Origin of the sequence: Ralstonia sp. UNC404CL21Col, from assembly GCF_000620465.1 — a bacterium.
GTDB classification, from domain to species: Bacteria; Pseudomonadota; Gammaproteobacteria; order Burkholderiales; family Burkholderiaceae; genus Ralstonia; species Ralstonia flatus.
Window position 1 is genome coordinate 1,556,162 of sequence record NZ_JIBE01000004.1, and the last position, 14,813, is coordinate 1,570,974.

Below are 14,813 nucleotides of genomic sequence, written 5' to 3' on the forward strand. Positions count from 1 at the left end.
TCCAAGGAGCCCACATGACTGCACTGTCCACGCCGACCCTACCGCCGCAGGCTGCGGCCGACGCCAGTGACGGCTGGCTCATCCAGTGCTGCGAGCGCGGATGGCTGCCGGATGGGCTCGTGCGCGCCGGCATGCGCGCCCTCATGCGCCAACGCCTGCGAGACGAAGGCCTGAACGACGGCGAACTGCGTTCGCGGCGTTTCAATGCACTGCTGGACGAGCTGCACGGCAGCCCCATCGCCATCGAGACAGACGCGGCCAACACGCAGCACTACGAATTGCCGCCGGCCTTTTTCGAGGCCCATCTGGGGCCGCAGTTGAAATACTCCTGCGCCCTGTACCCGACCGGCAACGAAACGCTGGCCGAGGCCGAAGAGGCAATGTTTGCCTGCTACGCCGAGCGTGCCAGCCTGGCTGATGGTCAGTGCATTCTGGATCTGGGTTGCGGCTGGGGGTCGTTGTCGCTGTGGATGGCCAAGCGCTATCCCAACGCACGCATCGTGGCGTTGTCGAATTCGCGGGGCCAGCGCAACTGGATCGAGGCTCGCGCTGCCGAGCGTGGCCTGACGAACCTGACCGTGCACACCGGAAACATCGTCGATTTCGAGTTTGCCGAGATGCCCAAGGGCGGCCGGTTTGACCGTGTTGTCTCGATCGAAATGTTCGAGCACATGAAGAACTACGGCCTGCTGTTGAGCAAGATCGCGCGATGGATGCGACCGGACGCGGTGCTGTTCGTGCACATCTTTGCGCACCGCACGCTGGCGTATCACTTTCAGGTGCAGGACGGTACCGACTGGATGTCGAAGTACTTCTTCACCGGCGGCACGATGCCATCGGAGGCGTTGCTGCTGGAATTCCAGGACGACCTGCGCATGGCGCGGCACTGGTGGGTCAGCGGCACGCACTACGCGCGCACCGCCGACCATTGGCTTGCCAACCTGGACGCGGCCCGTGATCGTTTGATGCCGGTGTTCGTCCAGACCTACGGCAAGGCCCAGGCGGCCGTGTGGTTTCAGCGGTGGCGCATGTTCTACCTCGCAGTGTCGACGTTGTTCGGTTATGCAAACGGCAACGAATGGGGCGTGGCGCATTACCGGTTCGTCAAGCGCTAGGCACCGCAGCGGTAGTCAGGGCGAAATGCCGGTGCCGTCGCTGCGCTCGCCCATCCACACCAGCAGCGGCATCCATATCGCCCAACCGATGGCCAGTGTGCCGAGCGTGGCAGCCATCTCCGAAATGTGGGCTGCCCCCAGCGCTGCGCCCGCACGAAACGAGAGCGGGCCGGCAACGGCTCCCAGCACCATCGCCAGCCACCATCTGCCGCGCAGCCAACGAAAAAGGACATTCACTTGGATCGCGAACAGCACCCAGAGCGCCAGCAGCCAGGGCGGTGCGAATCCGGCCCACAACGTGCCGTGCGGATAGGCGATGAGGCCGGCGCGTATCAGGGCGGTTTCCCACGGCGCCGCCAGCACCACGACCCACACCACCAGCCGCAACTCCCACCGCGGCTGGGGGGCTTGCCGCAAGTGCAGCGCCAGCAGTCCGGCGACGAAGACGATGCCGACCCACGCGGCGTCGCGCGCGGCACTCAGCACGCAGACAAACCAGCCGGCCTGTCCGGCCACCGCATAGAGGAGAGCACGATGAGAACGCATCAAAGAGGCCCTCGTGGGGTCATCCTGTCAGGTTGGGCACGTTGTCTGGCCGTCGTCACGCTGGCGCTTGCCAGCACGGCCTGCTCCGGCCCGCCGCCGAATCCGAACCCGCTGGCGGCCGTGCCGCTGCAGACGGTTTCGGTCGACCTGCCGCGCTACATGGGGCGTTGGTATGTCATCGCCAACATTCCGTACTTTGGCGAGCGTGGCAACGTCGGCAGCTATGCCGAATGGTCGCTGCGGCCCGATGGCCGTATCGACGATGCGTACGTCTATCGGCCCGGCAGTTTCGACGCGCCGTTCAAACGCATGCAGTTCGTCGATTCTGTGGTGGACGGCAGTGGCGGCGGCGAATGGCGTGTGCGGTTGTTCTGGCCCATCTACGTGTCGCAGCTGACGCTGTATGTCGACCCCGAATACCGCGTGACCCTGCTCGGCTATCCGGACAAAAGCCTCGGCTGGGTGTTCTCGCGCGAGCCCAACATGAGCGACGCGGACTATCGCGCGGCATTGGGCCGTTTCCAGGCAATGGGTTACGACATTTCGCGTTTCCGGCGCGTACCGCAGTTCCCGAACCAGATCGGTCAACCGGGCTTCCAGTCGCCGGGAGACGCCAACTAGCCGTGCGCGCGTCAACGTGACTTGCCCAGCAGGTGACGGCGCAAGGACGGAGCGCGCGTGCCGGGTGCCAGCCAGATATCGAAGAAGGCGCGCGCGAACGCGGGATCGTTCACCTCGGTCGTCAGTTGTCCATTCGCGTAGAAGCGTGCTCCGCGGCCGGGCAGATACACGCCGCACAAAGTGTCGCCCGGTTTGACATCGGGGAAGGCGGGCGTCATGGCGCGCTGCCATTGCGCGAGCGTGTCGTCGGGCGGCACGGGGGTCTGCAGCCGCCGGATTTCGTCGATAGCGGTTTCGATGAGGCGGCTTCGCTCGATTGCGCGCCGGTATGTCACTTCCAGCGCAAAGGGCGCGTCATAGCTGGGCGGCAGCTCAGCGCTCCACAACTGCGCGTCGTAGAGGCAGAACCCCAGCAGGCACAGCGCTCCCTTGCCTGACAGCTGTGGCGCGGGCACCGTGTCGCGGCAGTCGGCCCAGGCGCCGACGCTCATGATGGAAGACAGGACAAGCGCCAAGGCTCGGGCGGCGTGAACGCGTTTGGCAGGCATATTGCGAGGGCGTGCGTGGGGTCAAGCGTTGAACAGGCTGCTTTGAAAGTCTACTGACAGAGCCTCTGACGCGGAGGCGCCGGTGCGAAATTTTCTCGATGCAAATCGTGCTCATGGCTTACACCGATCTGCAACGGGATTCATCGGGTGTAGACGCATTTGCCAACGCAAAGCGTGTTCATTGGTTGGAATGCGCCGCGGGTTCTGCTGCATTTCGTTGACGCGCTGCGTGGTGCAGCGTTTCATGTCGCCATGGGCGGCATTCATGTAGGGAGGGGTTGAATGGCAGATGCGTTGACAACCGCGTTTCAACGCGCGAAGCATGGCCTGCGTGCAGTGCGCGCGCGCTTGCAATGGTGGGCGCTGGTGCCGGTGCTGGCAGGCACGATGCTTCTGGCAGGCTGTGTGCCGACGAGCCCGCCCGAAGGCATCACTGCTGTTACGCCGTTCGATCTTCAACGGTATCAGGGGCGCTGGTACGAGCAGGCACGGCTCGATCATTCGTTCGAGCGAGGCTTGACCGACGTATCGGCCACGTACCAGCCCCAACCTGACGGCAGCGTGCGTGTGGTCAATCGTGGCTTCGATCCGGCCAAGAATGAATGGCGCGAGGCGGTCGGCAAAGCGCTGTTCGTGGGCAGCCCCGATACCGGCTCGCTGAAGGTGTCCTTCTTCGGTCCGTTTTATGGCGGCTATCACGTGGCGGCGCTCGATCCGGGCTATCGCTGGGCGCTGGTGGTCGGACCGGACCGCAGCTACTGCTGGGTGTTGACGCGGGACAGGCAACTCGACCCCGCGCAGCGGGAGGCGATCTTTGCGCGTGCACGTGCGCTGGGCATCGATACGAATGCGCTCATCTTGGTATCCCATGAGCGGCAGGATCCGTCTCAGTAGCGCGAGGACGTATGCACAAGACCGAAGGCGAGCACGCGGCGCAATGACATGAACCAAGGCGCAAAGATTCTCCGGCTGGTGCTGGGCGATCAGCTCAACCCGCTGCATTCATGGTTTGCGGAGGTGGACGCGGACGTCGTCTACGTGCTGATGGAAGTGCGTCAGGAAACGGACTACGTCCTGCACCACGCGCAAAAGATCCTTGCCATCTTTGCGGCCATGCGCGACTTTGCGCACGGTCTCCGGGCGGCGGGGCACCGCGTGCGGTATGTGGCGATCGACGATGAAAGCAACCGCCAGTCCGTGACCGAGAATCTTGCCGCGCTCGCCCGGCACTACGGCGCCGAGCGGATCGAATGGCAATCCCCCGACGAATGGCGCCTGGATGAACAGTTGCATCGTTGGGCCCAAGCGCAGTCGCTGTCGACGTGCGAAGTCGATACCGAACACTTCCTGGCGGGCAGGCATGAACTTGCAGCGATGTTTGACGGCCGCAAGCAATGGCTCATGGAGCGGTTCTATCGCGAGATGCGCCGCCGCTTTGGTGTGCTGCTCGATGGCACCGGGGCGCCAGCGGGCGGGCAATGGAATTTCGATCATGACAACCGCAAGCCTTGGCGCGGCTCGCCGCCCGAGCCCGCCGACGCGCGTCCTGTGCATGACCACCGGGCGTTGTGGGAGACCATTGAGCGCAGCGGTGTGAAGTCGTTCGGCAACCCGCAGGCCGGGGCATTGCGGTGGCCTTTGAACCGCGCTGAAGCGCTGGCCTGCCTGGATGCGTTTGTCGCGCAGGTGCTGCCGCACTTTGGCGATTTTGAAGACGCCATGAGCAGCAGCCACCAGCGGTTGTTCCACTCGTTGCTGTCTTTTTCGCTCAACGTGAAGATGCTGAATCCGCGCGAGGTGATCGATCGCGCCGAGGCAGCGTATCGGCATGGCAAGGCGCCATTGCCTGCCGTGGAGGGGTTTATCCGCCAGATCCTGGGCTGGCGCGAATATGTACGCGGCATCTACTGGGCGCAGATGCCCGGATACGCTTCGAGCAACGTGCTGAACCACGATGCGCCGCTGCCGTCCTGGTTCTGGAGCGGAAAGACGCAGATGCGCTGCCTGCAACTCGCCATCGGCCAGTCGTTGCAAACCGCTCATGCGCATCACATTCAACGCCTCATGGTGATCGGCAACTTCGCCTTGCTGGCGGGGCTCGCGCCCGACGAGGTGCACCGCTGGTACCTCGGCGTGTACATCGACGCATTCGAATGGGTGGAGCTGCCGAATACGGTGGGCATGAGCCAATGGGCAGACGGCGGCCGCATCGCCACCAAGCCGTATGTCAGTAGCGCCGCTTATCTTTCCCGCATGAGCGATTACTGCAAGGGCTGCCATTACGACAGCAAGCAGCGCGTCGGTGAGCGCGCATGTCCTTACAACGCGCTGTACTGGGATTTCTTTGCGCGCCACAGTGAAGTGTTCGGCCGTAACCCGCGGCTGTCGATGGTCTATCGGCAACTCGCCAAGATGGAACCCGAGGAGCGCGACGCCCTGCGCAAGCGCGCCGAAGAAGTGCGCGCAAGGCTCGAGGCGTTATGACTGCGTTGAACCGCAATAAGGAGGTCGCCCCATCGTGCGCATCCTGCTGACTGGAGGCACCGGATTGATCGGGCGGGCACTGTGCCGCCACTGGCAGGCGCAGGGGCACGATCTGCTTGTCTGGAGCCGTACGCCTGAACGCGTCGCGCGTCTGTGTGCCGGTGCGCGCGGCATTGCAAGGCTGCGAGAGCTGGACGGTGCCGCACCGTTGGATGCGGTCGTCAATCTGGCGGGCGCGCCGATTGCCGATCGCCCGTGGAGCGCGGCTCGACGAGAGCTTCTATGGCGCAGCCGGGTTGATCTGACCCGGGAACTCGTGGATTGGCTCGGCCGTTGCGAGCGGCCGCCTCGCGTGCTGGTTTCCGGATCTGCCACCGGCTGGTATGGCGATCGAGAGCAGGAACTCCTGGATGAAGACAGCGGCGCTGGCAACGACGACTTTGGCAGTCAACTCTGCGTCGCGTGGGAGAAGGAAGCGCGCCGTGCCGAGGCGCTTGGCGTGCGCGTCGTGTTACTGCGCACGGCCCCCGTGTTTGCAAGCGACGGCGGCATGTTGCCCAAGCTGCGTCTGCCGTTCAGCATGGGGCTTGGCGGTCGGCTCGGGAGTGGGCGTCAATGGATGCCGTGGATCCACCTTGACGACGTGGTCGGTCTGATCGATTTCCTTTTGCACCACGCCGATTGTTGGGGCGCCTTCAATGCGTGTGCACCGGACATCGTCAGCAATGCAGACTTTGCCCGCACGCTGGCGGCGACGCTGCGCAGGCCGATGTTCCTGTCGGTGCCTGCCTGGGTATTGCGCATGGCGCTGGGCGAAATGTCCGTGTTGCTGCTGGGCAGTCAACGATTGCAACCGCGACGGGCCTTGGAGGCCGGCTATCGGTTTCGCTTTCCGAATCTGGAGGAGGCGCTGGCGGGTCTGGTGGTGCAGGATCAGCATCCTGCTGCCCGGCAACCCGCAGATTGATGCTGAGCGGCGGGAACCACACTCGCCGCGTAGCTGGGTAGGGACCGGTGCCCGAAGGCCCCGGTCATGCGCATCAGCCTTGCCGCTGGCTGCGTGACGTGACCGCCACCGTGGTGGGGGATTCTGCGAGCGGCACAAAGCGGCGCGTCGCGCCATCCAGGGCGTCGATGCTGCCCCGCTCGATGTCATACACCCAGCCATGCAGGTTCATGCGGCCCTGCTCGAGGGCGAGCGCAACCGACGGGTGCGTGCGCAGGTTGGCAAGCTGCGCGATCACGTTTTCACGCACGAGGCCGTCCAGCTTGGCGCGGGGCGAATCGAACGTATGCGCCGCGTTGATGACCTTGGCTGCATCGGAGTGACGCAGCCAGTTGGCCACGGCCGGCAGGTGGTCAAGACAGGTGCAGCGCGAGATGGCGCCCATCGCGCCGCAGTCGGAGTGGCCGCAGATCACGATGTCCTGCACGCCCAGCACCGCAACGGCATATTCGACTGTGGCCGAAACGCCGCCCGGCTCAGGGCCATACGACGGCACGATGTTGCCTGCGTTGCGGATGACAAACAGCTCACCGGGTTCGCGTTGTGTCAGCAGCTCAGGAACGACGCGGCTGTCGGAGCAGGTCACGAACAGCGCCTTGGGGTTCTGTGATGTTGCAAGTTGTTTGAAAAGCTCTACCCGTTGCGGATAGATGTCGCGCTGAAAGCGCAGGAAACCGTCAATGATGTCGCGCATGGCGTTTTTCCCGTTCAGTGGTTGGATGCCGGCGCGGTCATGGGGACCAACGCGCCGGCACGGCCGCTATTGTCGTCGATATCGAGCGGAAGAAAAACGGGTCCATACGGATTGCAGGGCCATGAGGGTGATATGCCGGCGCCGGCCCTCAGGCACGGAAGACCGCCGTGTGGAACCGCCAACAGCCGAGGGGTCATGCAGTGGGCCGATACATTGAGGACAGCGCATCCAACGCGCGCAAACGCGCGTATACCGTTGAACGTCTTGCCTCGACCTGAAACCGTATGCGCTGCTACTTGACCCGTATCCACTGCAGCATGGGCGGCTCTGTCCGCCATCTGCGCGTTTGCCCGGCTTTGATGTTGCATGGAGCATGCCGATGCGTGGGGTGACTCGCCGAGCATGGATGGCAACCGCGTTGACGAGCCTCGCAGGGTGTTCGGCCCTGGATGTTCTCAACGCCGTGTCGACGTCCGACGCAAGTGTGCCGACGCTGAGCCTGCCCTACGGCGCGCATCCGCGGCAAAGGCTGGACGTCTACCGGCCGGTTCGCCCGATGGAGGGGCCGCCGCGTGCGGTCGTCTTCTTCTACGGTGGATCGTGGCGAGAGGGCGATCGCAAGGACTATGCGTTCGTTGGCGAGGCGTTGGCCGCAGCTGGGGTGATCGCAATGGTTGCCGACTACAGGCTGTATCCGGAGGTCCGCTACCCGGGCTTCCTGCTGGACTGTGCCGCCGCAACGGCCTTCGCGCGGCGGTGGCTCAATCGGCAGGGCTATGCCGACGCGCGCTTGTTCGTTGCCGGGCACAGCGCAGGCGCCTACAACGCCGCGATGCTGGCAACCGACGGCCGCTGGTTGGCGATGCAGGGCTCGCGCATTGAAACGCTGTCGGGCTGGATCGGCATGGCCGGTCCTTACAACTTCCTGCCGATCCAAGCGGCCGACGTGCGCCCGGTGTTCAACCATCCGAATGAAACAGCGGATAGCCAGCCGTTGTTCCACGTCAGCCAGGACTGGTTGCCCCCGGCGTTGCTGCTCACCGGCGAGCATGATGCGTACGTGGATGTCCGGCGAAATACGCTCTCTCTCGCCGAACGCCTGACCGAGTATCAGCACCGCGTCGAACTCAAGGTCTACCCGCGCCTCGACCACAAGACACTCGTGGCCGCACTGGCGCCGCCGCTGCAGTTTCTGGGGCCCGTGCTGTCGGATGTGACGCGCTTTGTGGCCAACGTCTGAGCGCAATACGCAATCCGCAACTTCGCGTCGCCAGGTCGCGAAACGTTTTGCAATGACGTGGCGGGGGTGATTTGAATCGGGAATGCGTTGGAAATTCGTGCTTGGCCAGCGCGGCAAGTCGTTCATTGCAAGACCGGGCGTCCTTATACTCGGACGGCGCGATCAAGCCGCTGAAGATCAATGAGCTACACCGTCGTCTGGTTCAAGCGCGACCTGCGGGTGCACGATCACGCCCCGCTGGTCGATGCCGCCCGCCGGGGAAAAGTCTTGTGTTTGTACGTCATCGAGCCGAGCCTTTGGGTGCAGCCGGACGCCGCATCGCAGCACTATTTCTTTATCCAGGAATGCCTGCACGATCTCGCGCAGCAACTGCGCGCATGCGGCGCACGGCTGCAAGTCGCCGTGGGTGAAGTGACGGAGGTACTCGGCCGGCTGCATGCGGCCGCGGCCTTCAGTCACCTGGTGTCTCACGAAGAAACCGGCAACGGTCATACGTTCGCGCGCGACAAGGCCGTCGCATGCTGGTGCCTCGATCACGGCGTGACCTGGCGCGAGTGGCCCCAGCATGGCGTGGTGCGACGCTTGCCGACGCGGGACCGCTGGCACGATCGCTGGGCAGAACATATGTATGCGCCGTGCGTAGCCGCGCCCGGCGTGGGCACCCTCAGCGATGTGGTCCTGCCATGGCCGGCGAAGGACTGGCCTGCGTGCGAAGCGCTTGGTTTGGATGCACATTCGCCACCGCGCCGCCAACGCGGCGGACGCACGCGCGGCAGTGAGGTGCTGCGCGATTTCCTGCTGGAGCGAAGCCGGAACTATCGGGGCGGCATTTCTTCGCCTTTGACGGCGCCGAGCGCGTGCTCACGTCTGTCTCCTTACCTGGCCTGCGGATGCCTCGGCATGCGCGAAGTGGTACAGGCCACCGAACAGCGCCTGCTCCAGCTCAAGACCAGCACAGATGACGATGCGGTATGGCAGCGTAAGGGGCTGGCTGCGTTTGTCAGTCGCCTGCATTGGCATTGCCACTTCATCCAGAAACTGGAATCCGAACCCGCCATCGAGTTCCGCAATCTGCATCGCGGCTACGACGGCCTGCGTGAAGACGCATGGAACGCCGCCCACTTTGCTGCCCTGGTCACCGGGCGCACCGGCTGGCCGATGGTGGACGCCTGTGTGGCCATGCTGAGAGAAACCGGATGGATCAACTTTCGCATGCGGGCCATGCTTGTCTCGGTGGCTTCCTACCCGCTATGGCTGCATTGGCGGCCGGTGGGCGTTTGGCTGGCCCGGCAGTTCATCGACTACGAGCCGGGGATTCACTGGAGCCAGATGCAGATGCAAGCCGGCACCACCGGCATCAACACCACGCGCGTCTATAACCCCATCAAGCAGGCGCAGGACCAGGACCCGCATGGGCGGTTTGTCAGGCGCTGGCTGCCGGCCTTGCGCCGCGTGCCGGATGCGTGGCTCTTGCAGCCGTGGCGCATGCCGCCCGATGTGCAGGCGCGCTGTGGTGTGCGGGTGGGCGAGGACATCCCCGTTCCGCTGGTCGACCTTGATGCAGCAACGCGGCAGGCCAAGATGCGCATCCATGCGTTGCGTGCGCGGCCGGAAGTTCACGCCGCCAATGAGGCGATCGTCAAGAGACACGCTTCGCGCTTGCGCCGTGACCGGGTCAGCAGCCCGCGTGGGAATGCATCCACGTCTTCGCAGCTCAGTCTCGACTTTTGAGTGCGCCGATGCACAAGAAGCTGAACCTGCCGGACAAACGCTGCCTGCATTGCGGCTTGCCATTTACCTGGCGCAAAAAATGGGCGCGGGACTGGGATGCGGTCAAGTACTGCTCGGAACGTTGCCGCAGAGAGGGCAAGCAGGGCAGGGCGCCGCATGGAGAGGCGCGTTGAGTACCGTGCTGTTCTGGTTTCGCAGCGATCTGCGACTGCATGACCAGCCGGCACTGCGTGCCGCGTGCGAGAGCGGCGCCACGCACCTCGTCCCGGTGTACTGCCATGCTGACTACGAAGAGCAAACGCCCTGGGGTTTCGCACGTGTGGGCGTGCATCGCCGGGCCGTACTTGCCGCGGCACTCCGTGATCTGAGTCGCCAGTTGAGCGGTCTCGGCAGCCGCTTGGTCGAGTGCTGCGGGCGGCCCGGAAAGGTTCTGCCCGCATTGGCGCAGGCCATGGGTGCCAGCGCTGTGTTTTGCGAAGACATCGCCGCGCCGTACGAACAGGCCGAGGTGGCCGAACTGCGAAGCGCAGGGTTGGAGGTGCAGACCGTCTGGCAGAGCAGCCTGATCGATCCGCTTGCGCTGCCGTGGCCAGTCAAATCGCTGCCGGCTGTCTTCACAACATTCAGGCAAGCGATCGAGCAGGCGCGCATTGCACCGTCGACGCCTCTGCCGCCGCCAACCGGCCTTCCGCCATGGCCCGTGGGCGTCGTCATTCCGCCCGGGCTGCAGCGCGAGTCGGCGCACGTTGCAAACGAAACGCTGCCGGCAGATTCGCGCGCGTCGTTTCCGTATGGCAGGCCGGAGTTTGATGGAGGTGAGACGGCCGGCCTTCGGCACCTCGCCACATACCTGCAGCGCAAGTTGCCTCACACGTACAAGCGCACGCGCAACGCCTTGGCTGGTGTGGATTTCTCGAGCAAGTGGTCGCCGTGGCTTGCCACCGGTGCGTTGTCGCCCCGACGCGTGATGGCAGAGCTGCAGCAGTTCGAACAATTGCACGGGCAAAGCGACGGGAGCTACTGGCTTTGGTTCGAGCTGCTGTGGCGAGACTACTTCCGCTTTCTGCATCTCCAGCATGGCGCTCGGCTGTACCGCGCACGGGGCCTCGCCGATGCGCGGCAGAACCCGGAGCGCCCAGATGCGCAAGGCTTCGAGCGCTGGCGCCACGCATCTACCGGCGAGCCGCTCGTTGATGCCGCGATGCGCGAACTGGAAGCCACCGGCTACCTCAGCAACAGGCTCAGACAGGTGGTCGCCAGTTACCTCGTGCATGAGCTGAAAGGCGACTGGCGCGCCGGTGCCGCGTGGTTCGAATCGCAACTCGTCGACTACGACGTCTACAGCAATCAAGGCAATTGGCTGTATATCGCGGGGCGCGGCACGGACCCGCGCGGCGGTCGGCGGTTCAACGTCCGGAAGCAGGCTTCCGAGTACGACCCGGATGGGGCTTATCTCCGGTTATGGGCGGCGGGATAGCCGGGCGCTCGCGGCAGCCTATGTCGCTCTTGATCGGTAAAAATAAAGTCTGTCGGAAAGGAGGGCCTTATAAGGGGTCGCCGTGCTCAAAAAAAGGCAGCGAGTCTGTCAGGCCCCGTCAATTTGGCTCGGTAACCCTTGCGAAATTGAGCAATAGTCTGTCGAGGCTAGGCCTGACAAGCCTTTGCGGGAAATCACCACTGTGGAAAAGCCAACGTCGGCGGGCAGACTCTACGGGCTTGTGTGTTTCCGCTGGGCCTTTCCAGCGCTGATCTTCGCTTTTCACGGGATGCCCCCCGAGCGCTCCAAAGCCAGAGATCTTCATTTCGCGGATGTACAGCGTTACTACGTCGAACCAGCTCAGGCGGCGGAGGCGCTCCGCACCTTGCAACTCGTGCCGATGAGTGACGGCACCACCTTGGAAGTCCCGCCAGGGTACTCCGCAATGGCTGCACAGTCGGCATACGATTCATGGCGCGCTGAGGCGGAAAGGGCCATCGAGCGCTTTATCGCGCGTTGAGTGGTTAGACCGGGCCCCACACTTCGATGTGGGGGCGGTTTTGGATAGCGTGATGACGACTAAACAGCGGCTGTTAAAACGAATGCTTCACGCCTGCCATCACACCGAGTTGATTGCCACCAGGAGTGGGGTTGCTCGTTCCTCCACTGCCGCCGGCGCTTACTGAGAGGTTCGACTGTCCACCATTGTCGATGTACCCGCCGGTGAGATACACCGACGTCCGCTTTGAGAATGCGTAGGTGCCCCGGATGGCGCCCAACCACGCCTTGTTGGCACTGTTGTTGAAGTGCAAGTAGTAGACCTGTCCTGCAAGATTGAAGGCGGGCGTGATGTCGTAGGAGGCACCTGCGTAGTACAACTGGCTGTGTGATGGCGCGCCACCTTCGTTGTTGCGGATCGAAGCGCCGATACCCACCTTTGTCTTGTCGAACAACGCGTAAGCCCCCAGCAGCAGACGATCGTCTTTGAGTTTGCTACTGCTGAGGCCGGCCGCTGCGCCGGGGCCACCTCGCAGCGAGTCGTACGCGGTTGAGATGCCCCAGGTGCCGGTTTCGTACATCAGCAAGGCAGACCACTCGCGGCACGCGCGACTGTCCGATGCCAGTTCGCCGGCGCAGTTCGTGCCGGCTGGATTCGTGCCTGCGTTGACTGTGTCGCGGCCAAAGCTATACGTCGCGCCCACCGTGAACCCACCGAACTTGCCCTTGTAAGCGATGGCATTGTCCGCACGCGCATTCGGGCGATAGCTGTCCAACGCGTTACCGCCATAGACGTTGGGTCCAAGGATGTCCGAGTCGAGAATCGCCCAGAACAGCATGGTGTTCTGCCGGCCAAACGTCAGTTCGCCCCATGGCCCGCTGAGCCCCACGTTTGCTTGCCGGCCGAACAGCCGTCCGCCCTGATTCGAGACGCCGGAGTCCGGCGCAAAGCCGGATTCAAGCGTGAAGACAGCATGCAGGCCACCGCCCACGTCTTCTTTGCCGCGCACACCCCACCGCGATGGCACGGTGCCTGTGAGGTTCGGCATGCGCACCAGCCCACCCTTCGTGGTCCCAACGTTATTGACGTATTCAACGCCGGTATCCACTAGGCCGTAGAGCGTGACGGACTGTGCGGCGGCCATCATCGGGGTGGCTGCACCGATACTCATGCCGATCAGCCAGGACCTGGTTTTCATGGTGAGGTCTCCTCTGTCTTGTACCCGTGGCTGACACCGCGACGGGTTCTGTCTGTTTTTTTGGATGTACGCCGCCGAGAGGCGGTCGCACGTGGCGACCCCTCTTGGGGCAATGCAGGATGGAAGGTAGAGGGATGGCGCGCGGCGGCGCCTCGATGCCTAGGGCGAGATGTCTTCGAGCGCCCGGTTGGTGGTCTCGATCATGCGCATGGCCGCCAGCAGGCCGATAACGTTCACCAGCGCAAACATGACAAACACCGAGGCGATGCCGTAGCCGGCAAGAACTACACCGACGATCGCCGGCGCAGCAGCCGATGCAGCACGCAACCATGACGTTGCCAGCCCGGTGCCGATGGCGCGCATGCGGGTTGGATAGATTTCAGGCGTGTACAGATACAGCAGTACGGTGGTCGTCCCCATCACAGCGTAGGCAGAAGACGCCAGGATCATCACGGACAGCGCACTGCCAGCACCGACCGCTGCCAATGCCGCCAGCAAGGCACCACTGATCAGGAAGCACGCCATGGCCCAGCGCCGACGACCGACGCGATCCACCAGCAACGCGCACACCAGCACCGCACAGGCGCTAAGGACGTTCGACACCGACGCCATATGCAGAGACTCTTGCAGCGGCAGGTGATACACAGTCTTGTACAGGCTGGGAAGCCAATTATTGATGCCGTTGGCGACAAAGTAGGAACTGGCCCACAGCAACCACACGACGAGCGTCCGCCCCCGGTAAAGCGGCGAGAACAGTTCCTTCCACGAGCCCTTGCGACGTGCGCGGATGCCATCGAGCAGCGTGGCGACTCGCGTGTCGATTTCAGTGCTGTCGCGTTGCGGGTCGAGATTGCGTCGGGGCGTGCTGGCTTCAATGTCCCGGATCACGTGTTCGGCTTCGTCAAAGCGGCCCTTGGAGATCAGCCAGCGCGGCGACTCGGGCAAGCGCATGATCAGCAGCGCCACGAGAATGCCAGGAATACCACCGACCAGAAACATGTATTCCCAGCCAAAGCGCGGCACCAGGAACGCGCCAACCTGGGCCGCTGCGAGCAGCCCCAGCGGAAAGATCAGTTCGTACAGGATGAAGAACCGTCCGCGCCCGTGCGCTTGCGACAGTTCGTTGATGTAGGTCGCCGCCACTGGCACTTCACCGCCGACGCCGATGCCCTGCAGGAACCGGCACAGGAACAGCATCTGAAAGTTACCGGCAAACGCGCACACCACACTCATGACGGACATCAGGCCGACCGTGATGGTGGCACTGCGCACACGGCCCAGACGCTCGGCCAGCCAGCCGAACAGCAGCGCGCCGACCACCTGGCCAAGATAGCCGGCGGCAATCAACACGCCGATCTCGCCCGGTGAGAGATGCCACAGTCCCACGAGCACCGGCATGACGAAGGCCAGCGAGAGCGCGTCAAAGGCATCGAACAGCGTGGCGCTGCCCATGATGATGCGGGCCTTCGTGTGCCAGCGACTGAAGGGGACGTTCTCGATACGAAAGAGGAGCTGTGCGGCGCGCGAGCCGGAATCGGCTGAGGCGGTGTGCGCGGTCTCCTGCACGCCGTGGTGTGCCAAGGCGGGCGTGGTGATGGTCATGTTGTCTCCAGATGTCATTGTTCTGATGCGAGGCCACGGGTTGCGTCCTGCA

At 63.8% G+C, this 14,813-nt stretch carries 15 protein-coding genes; 10 read left to right on the forward strand and 5 right to left on the reverse strand.

Translation table 11 applies throughout. From position 1 onward, the window contains the following. Positions 1-14 precede the first annotated feature (14 nt). Complete coding sequence (locus N511_RS0115135; protein WP_027680085.1) at positions 15-1,115, forward strand: SAM-dependent methyltransferase; 1,101 nt, start codon at positions 15-17, stop codon at positions 1,113-1,115. A gap of 15 nt (positions 1,116-1,130) precedes the next feature. Here the strand turns inward: N511_RS0115135 and N511_RS0115140 are convergent, their stop codons facing one another. Further along, positions 1,131-1,661, reverse strand: a complete 531-nt coding sequence (locus N511_RS0115140; RefSeq protein ID WP_027680086.1) for a DUF2878 domain-containing protein — start codon at positions 1,659-1,661, stop codon at positions 1,131-1,133. Here N511_RS0115140 and N511_RS0115145 point away from each other — a divergent pair. Then, positions 1,650-2,282, forward strand: a complete 633-nt coding sequence (locus N511_RS0115145) for a lipocalin family protein (RefSeq protein WP_231479623.1) — start codon at positions 1,650-1,652, stop codon at positions 2,280-2,282. The genes N511_RS0115140 and N511_RS0115145 overlap by 12 nt on opposite strands. 11 nt (positions 2,283-2,293) lie before the next feature. Here N511_RS0115145 and N511_RS0115150 read toward each other — a convergent pair whose 3' ends face one another. After that, positions 2,294-2,773: a chalcone isomerase family protein gene (locus N511_RS0115150; protein ID WP_051530940.1), complete on the reverse strand. Its 480-nt coding sequence runs from the start codon at positions 2,771-2,773 to the stop codon at positions 2,294-2,296. 339 nt (positions 2,774-3,112) lie between these two features. On the opposite strand from N511_RS0115150, the gene N511_RS0115155 reads away from it, so the two are divergent. The 3 genes from N511_RS0115155 to N511_RS0115165 are packed head-to-tail and all read left to right on the forward strand — an operon-like array spanning position 3,113 to position 6,281. Then, the gene (locus tag N511_RS0115155; protein WP_027680089.1) at positions 3,113-3,724 is read left to right on the forward strand and encodes a lipocalin family protein; all 612 of its coding nucleotides are present in this window, start codon (positions 3,113-3,115) and stop codon (positions 3,722-3,724) included. A gap of 48 nt (positions 3,725-3,772) precedes the next feature. Then, positions 3,773-5,314 carry a cryptochrome/photolyase family protein gene (locus tag N511_RS0115160; protein WP_027680090.1) on the forward strand — a complete coding sequence of 514 codons (1,542 nt, stop codon included), beginning with the start codon at positions 3,773-3,775 and terminating at the stop codon, positions 5,312-5,314. 34 nt (positions 5,315-5,348) lie between these two features. After that, positions 5,349-6,281: a TIGR01777 family oxidoreductase gene (locus N511_RS0115165; protein ID WP_027680091.1), complete on the forward strand. Its 933-nt coding sequence runs from the start codon at positions 5,349-5,351 to the stop codon at positions 6,279-6,281. 73 nt (positions 6,282-6,354) lie between these two features. Here N511_RS0115165 and N511_RS0115170 read toward each other — a convergent pair whose 3' ends face one another. Further along, positions 6,355-7,014: a carbonic anhydrase gene (locus N511_RS0115170; protein ID WP_027680092.1), complete on the reverse strand. Its 660-nt coding sequence runs from the start codon at positions 7,012-7,014 to the stop codon at positions 6,355-6,357. A 379-nt stretch (positions 7,015-7,393) separates the two neighbouring features. Between N511_RS0115170 and N511_RS0115175 the strand changes: the two genes are divergently transcribed. The 5 genes from N511_RS0115175 (at position 7,394) to N511_RS0115190 (ending at position 11,982) form a co-directional block, all read left to right on the forward strand. After that, positions 7,394-8,254, forward strand: a complete 861-nt coding sequence (locus tag N511_RS0115175) for an alpha/beta hydrolase (RefSeq protein WP_027680093.1) — start codon at positions 7,394-7,396, stop codon at positions 8,252-8,254. A 180-nt stretch (positions 8,255-8,434) separates the two neighbouring features. Then, complete coding sequence (locus N511_RS0115180; RefSeq protein WP_027680094.1) at positions 8,435-9,985, forward strand: cryptochrome/deoxyribodipyrimidine photo-lyase family protein; 1,551 nt, start codon at positions 8,435-8,437, stop codon at positions 9,983-9,985. 8 nt (positions 9,986-9,993) lie between these two features. Then, on the forward strand, positions 9,994-10,158 hold the full coding sequence (locus N511_RS25400) for a DUF2256 domain-containing protein (RefSeq protein WP_197032051.1): 165 nt from the start codon (positions 9,994-9,996) through the stop codon (positions 10,156-10,158). Then, entirely contained in the window at positions 10,155-11,462 is a 1,308-nt protein-coding gene (locus N511_RS0115185) for a DASH family cryptochrome (RefSeq protein ID WP_027680095.1), read from the forward strand. Before N511_RS25400 ends, N511_RS0115185 begins: the two co-directional genes overlap by 4 nt. Before the next feature lie 184 nt (positions 11,463-11,646). Further along, on the forward strand, positions 11,647-11,982 hold the full coding sequence (locus N511_RS0115190) for a hypothetical protein (protein WP_027680096.1): 336 nt from the start codon (positions 11,647-11,649) through the stop codon (positions 11,980-11,982). A gap of 73 nt (positions 11,983-12,055) precedes the next feature. Here N511_RS0115190 and N511_RS0115195 read toward each other — a convergent pair whose 3' ends face one another. After that, a complete protein-coding gene (locus tag N511_RS0115195) occupies positions 12,056-13,159 on the reverse strand; it encodes a porin (protein WP_027680097.1) in 1,104 nt (367 codons plus the stop codon). A 159-nt stretch (positions 13,160-13,318) separates the two neighbouring features. Continuing rightward, positions 13,319-14,761 (reverse strand): MFS transporter, encoded by a 1,443-nt coding sequence (locus N511_RS0115200; protein ID WP_051530941.1) that lies wholly within the window; start codon positions 14,759-14,761, stop codon positions 13,319-13,321. Positions 14,762-14,813: the final 52 nt, after the last annotated feature.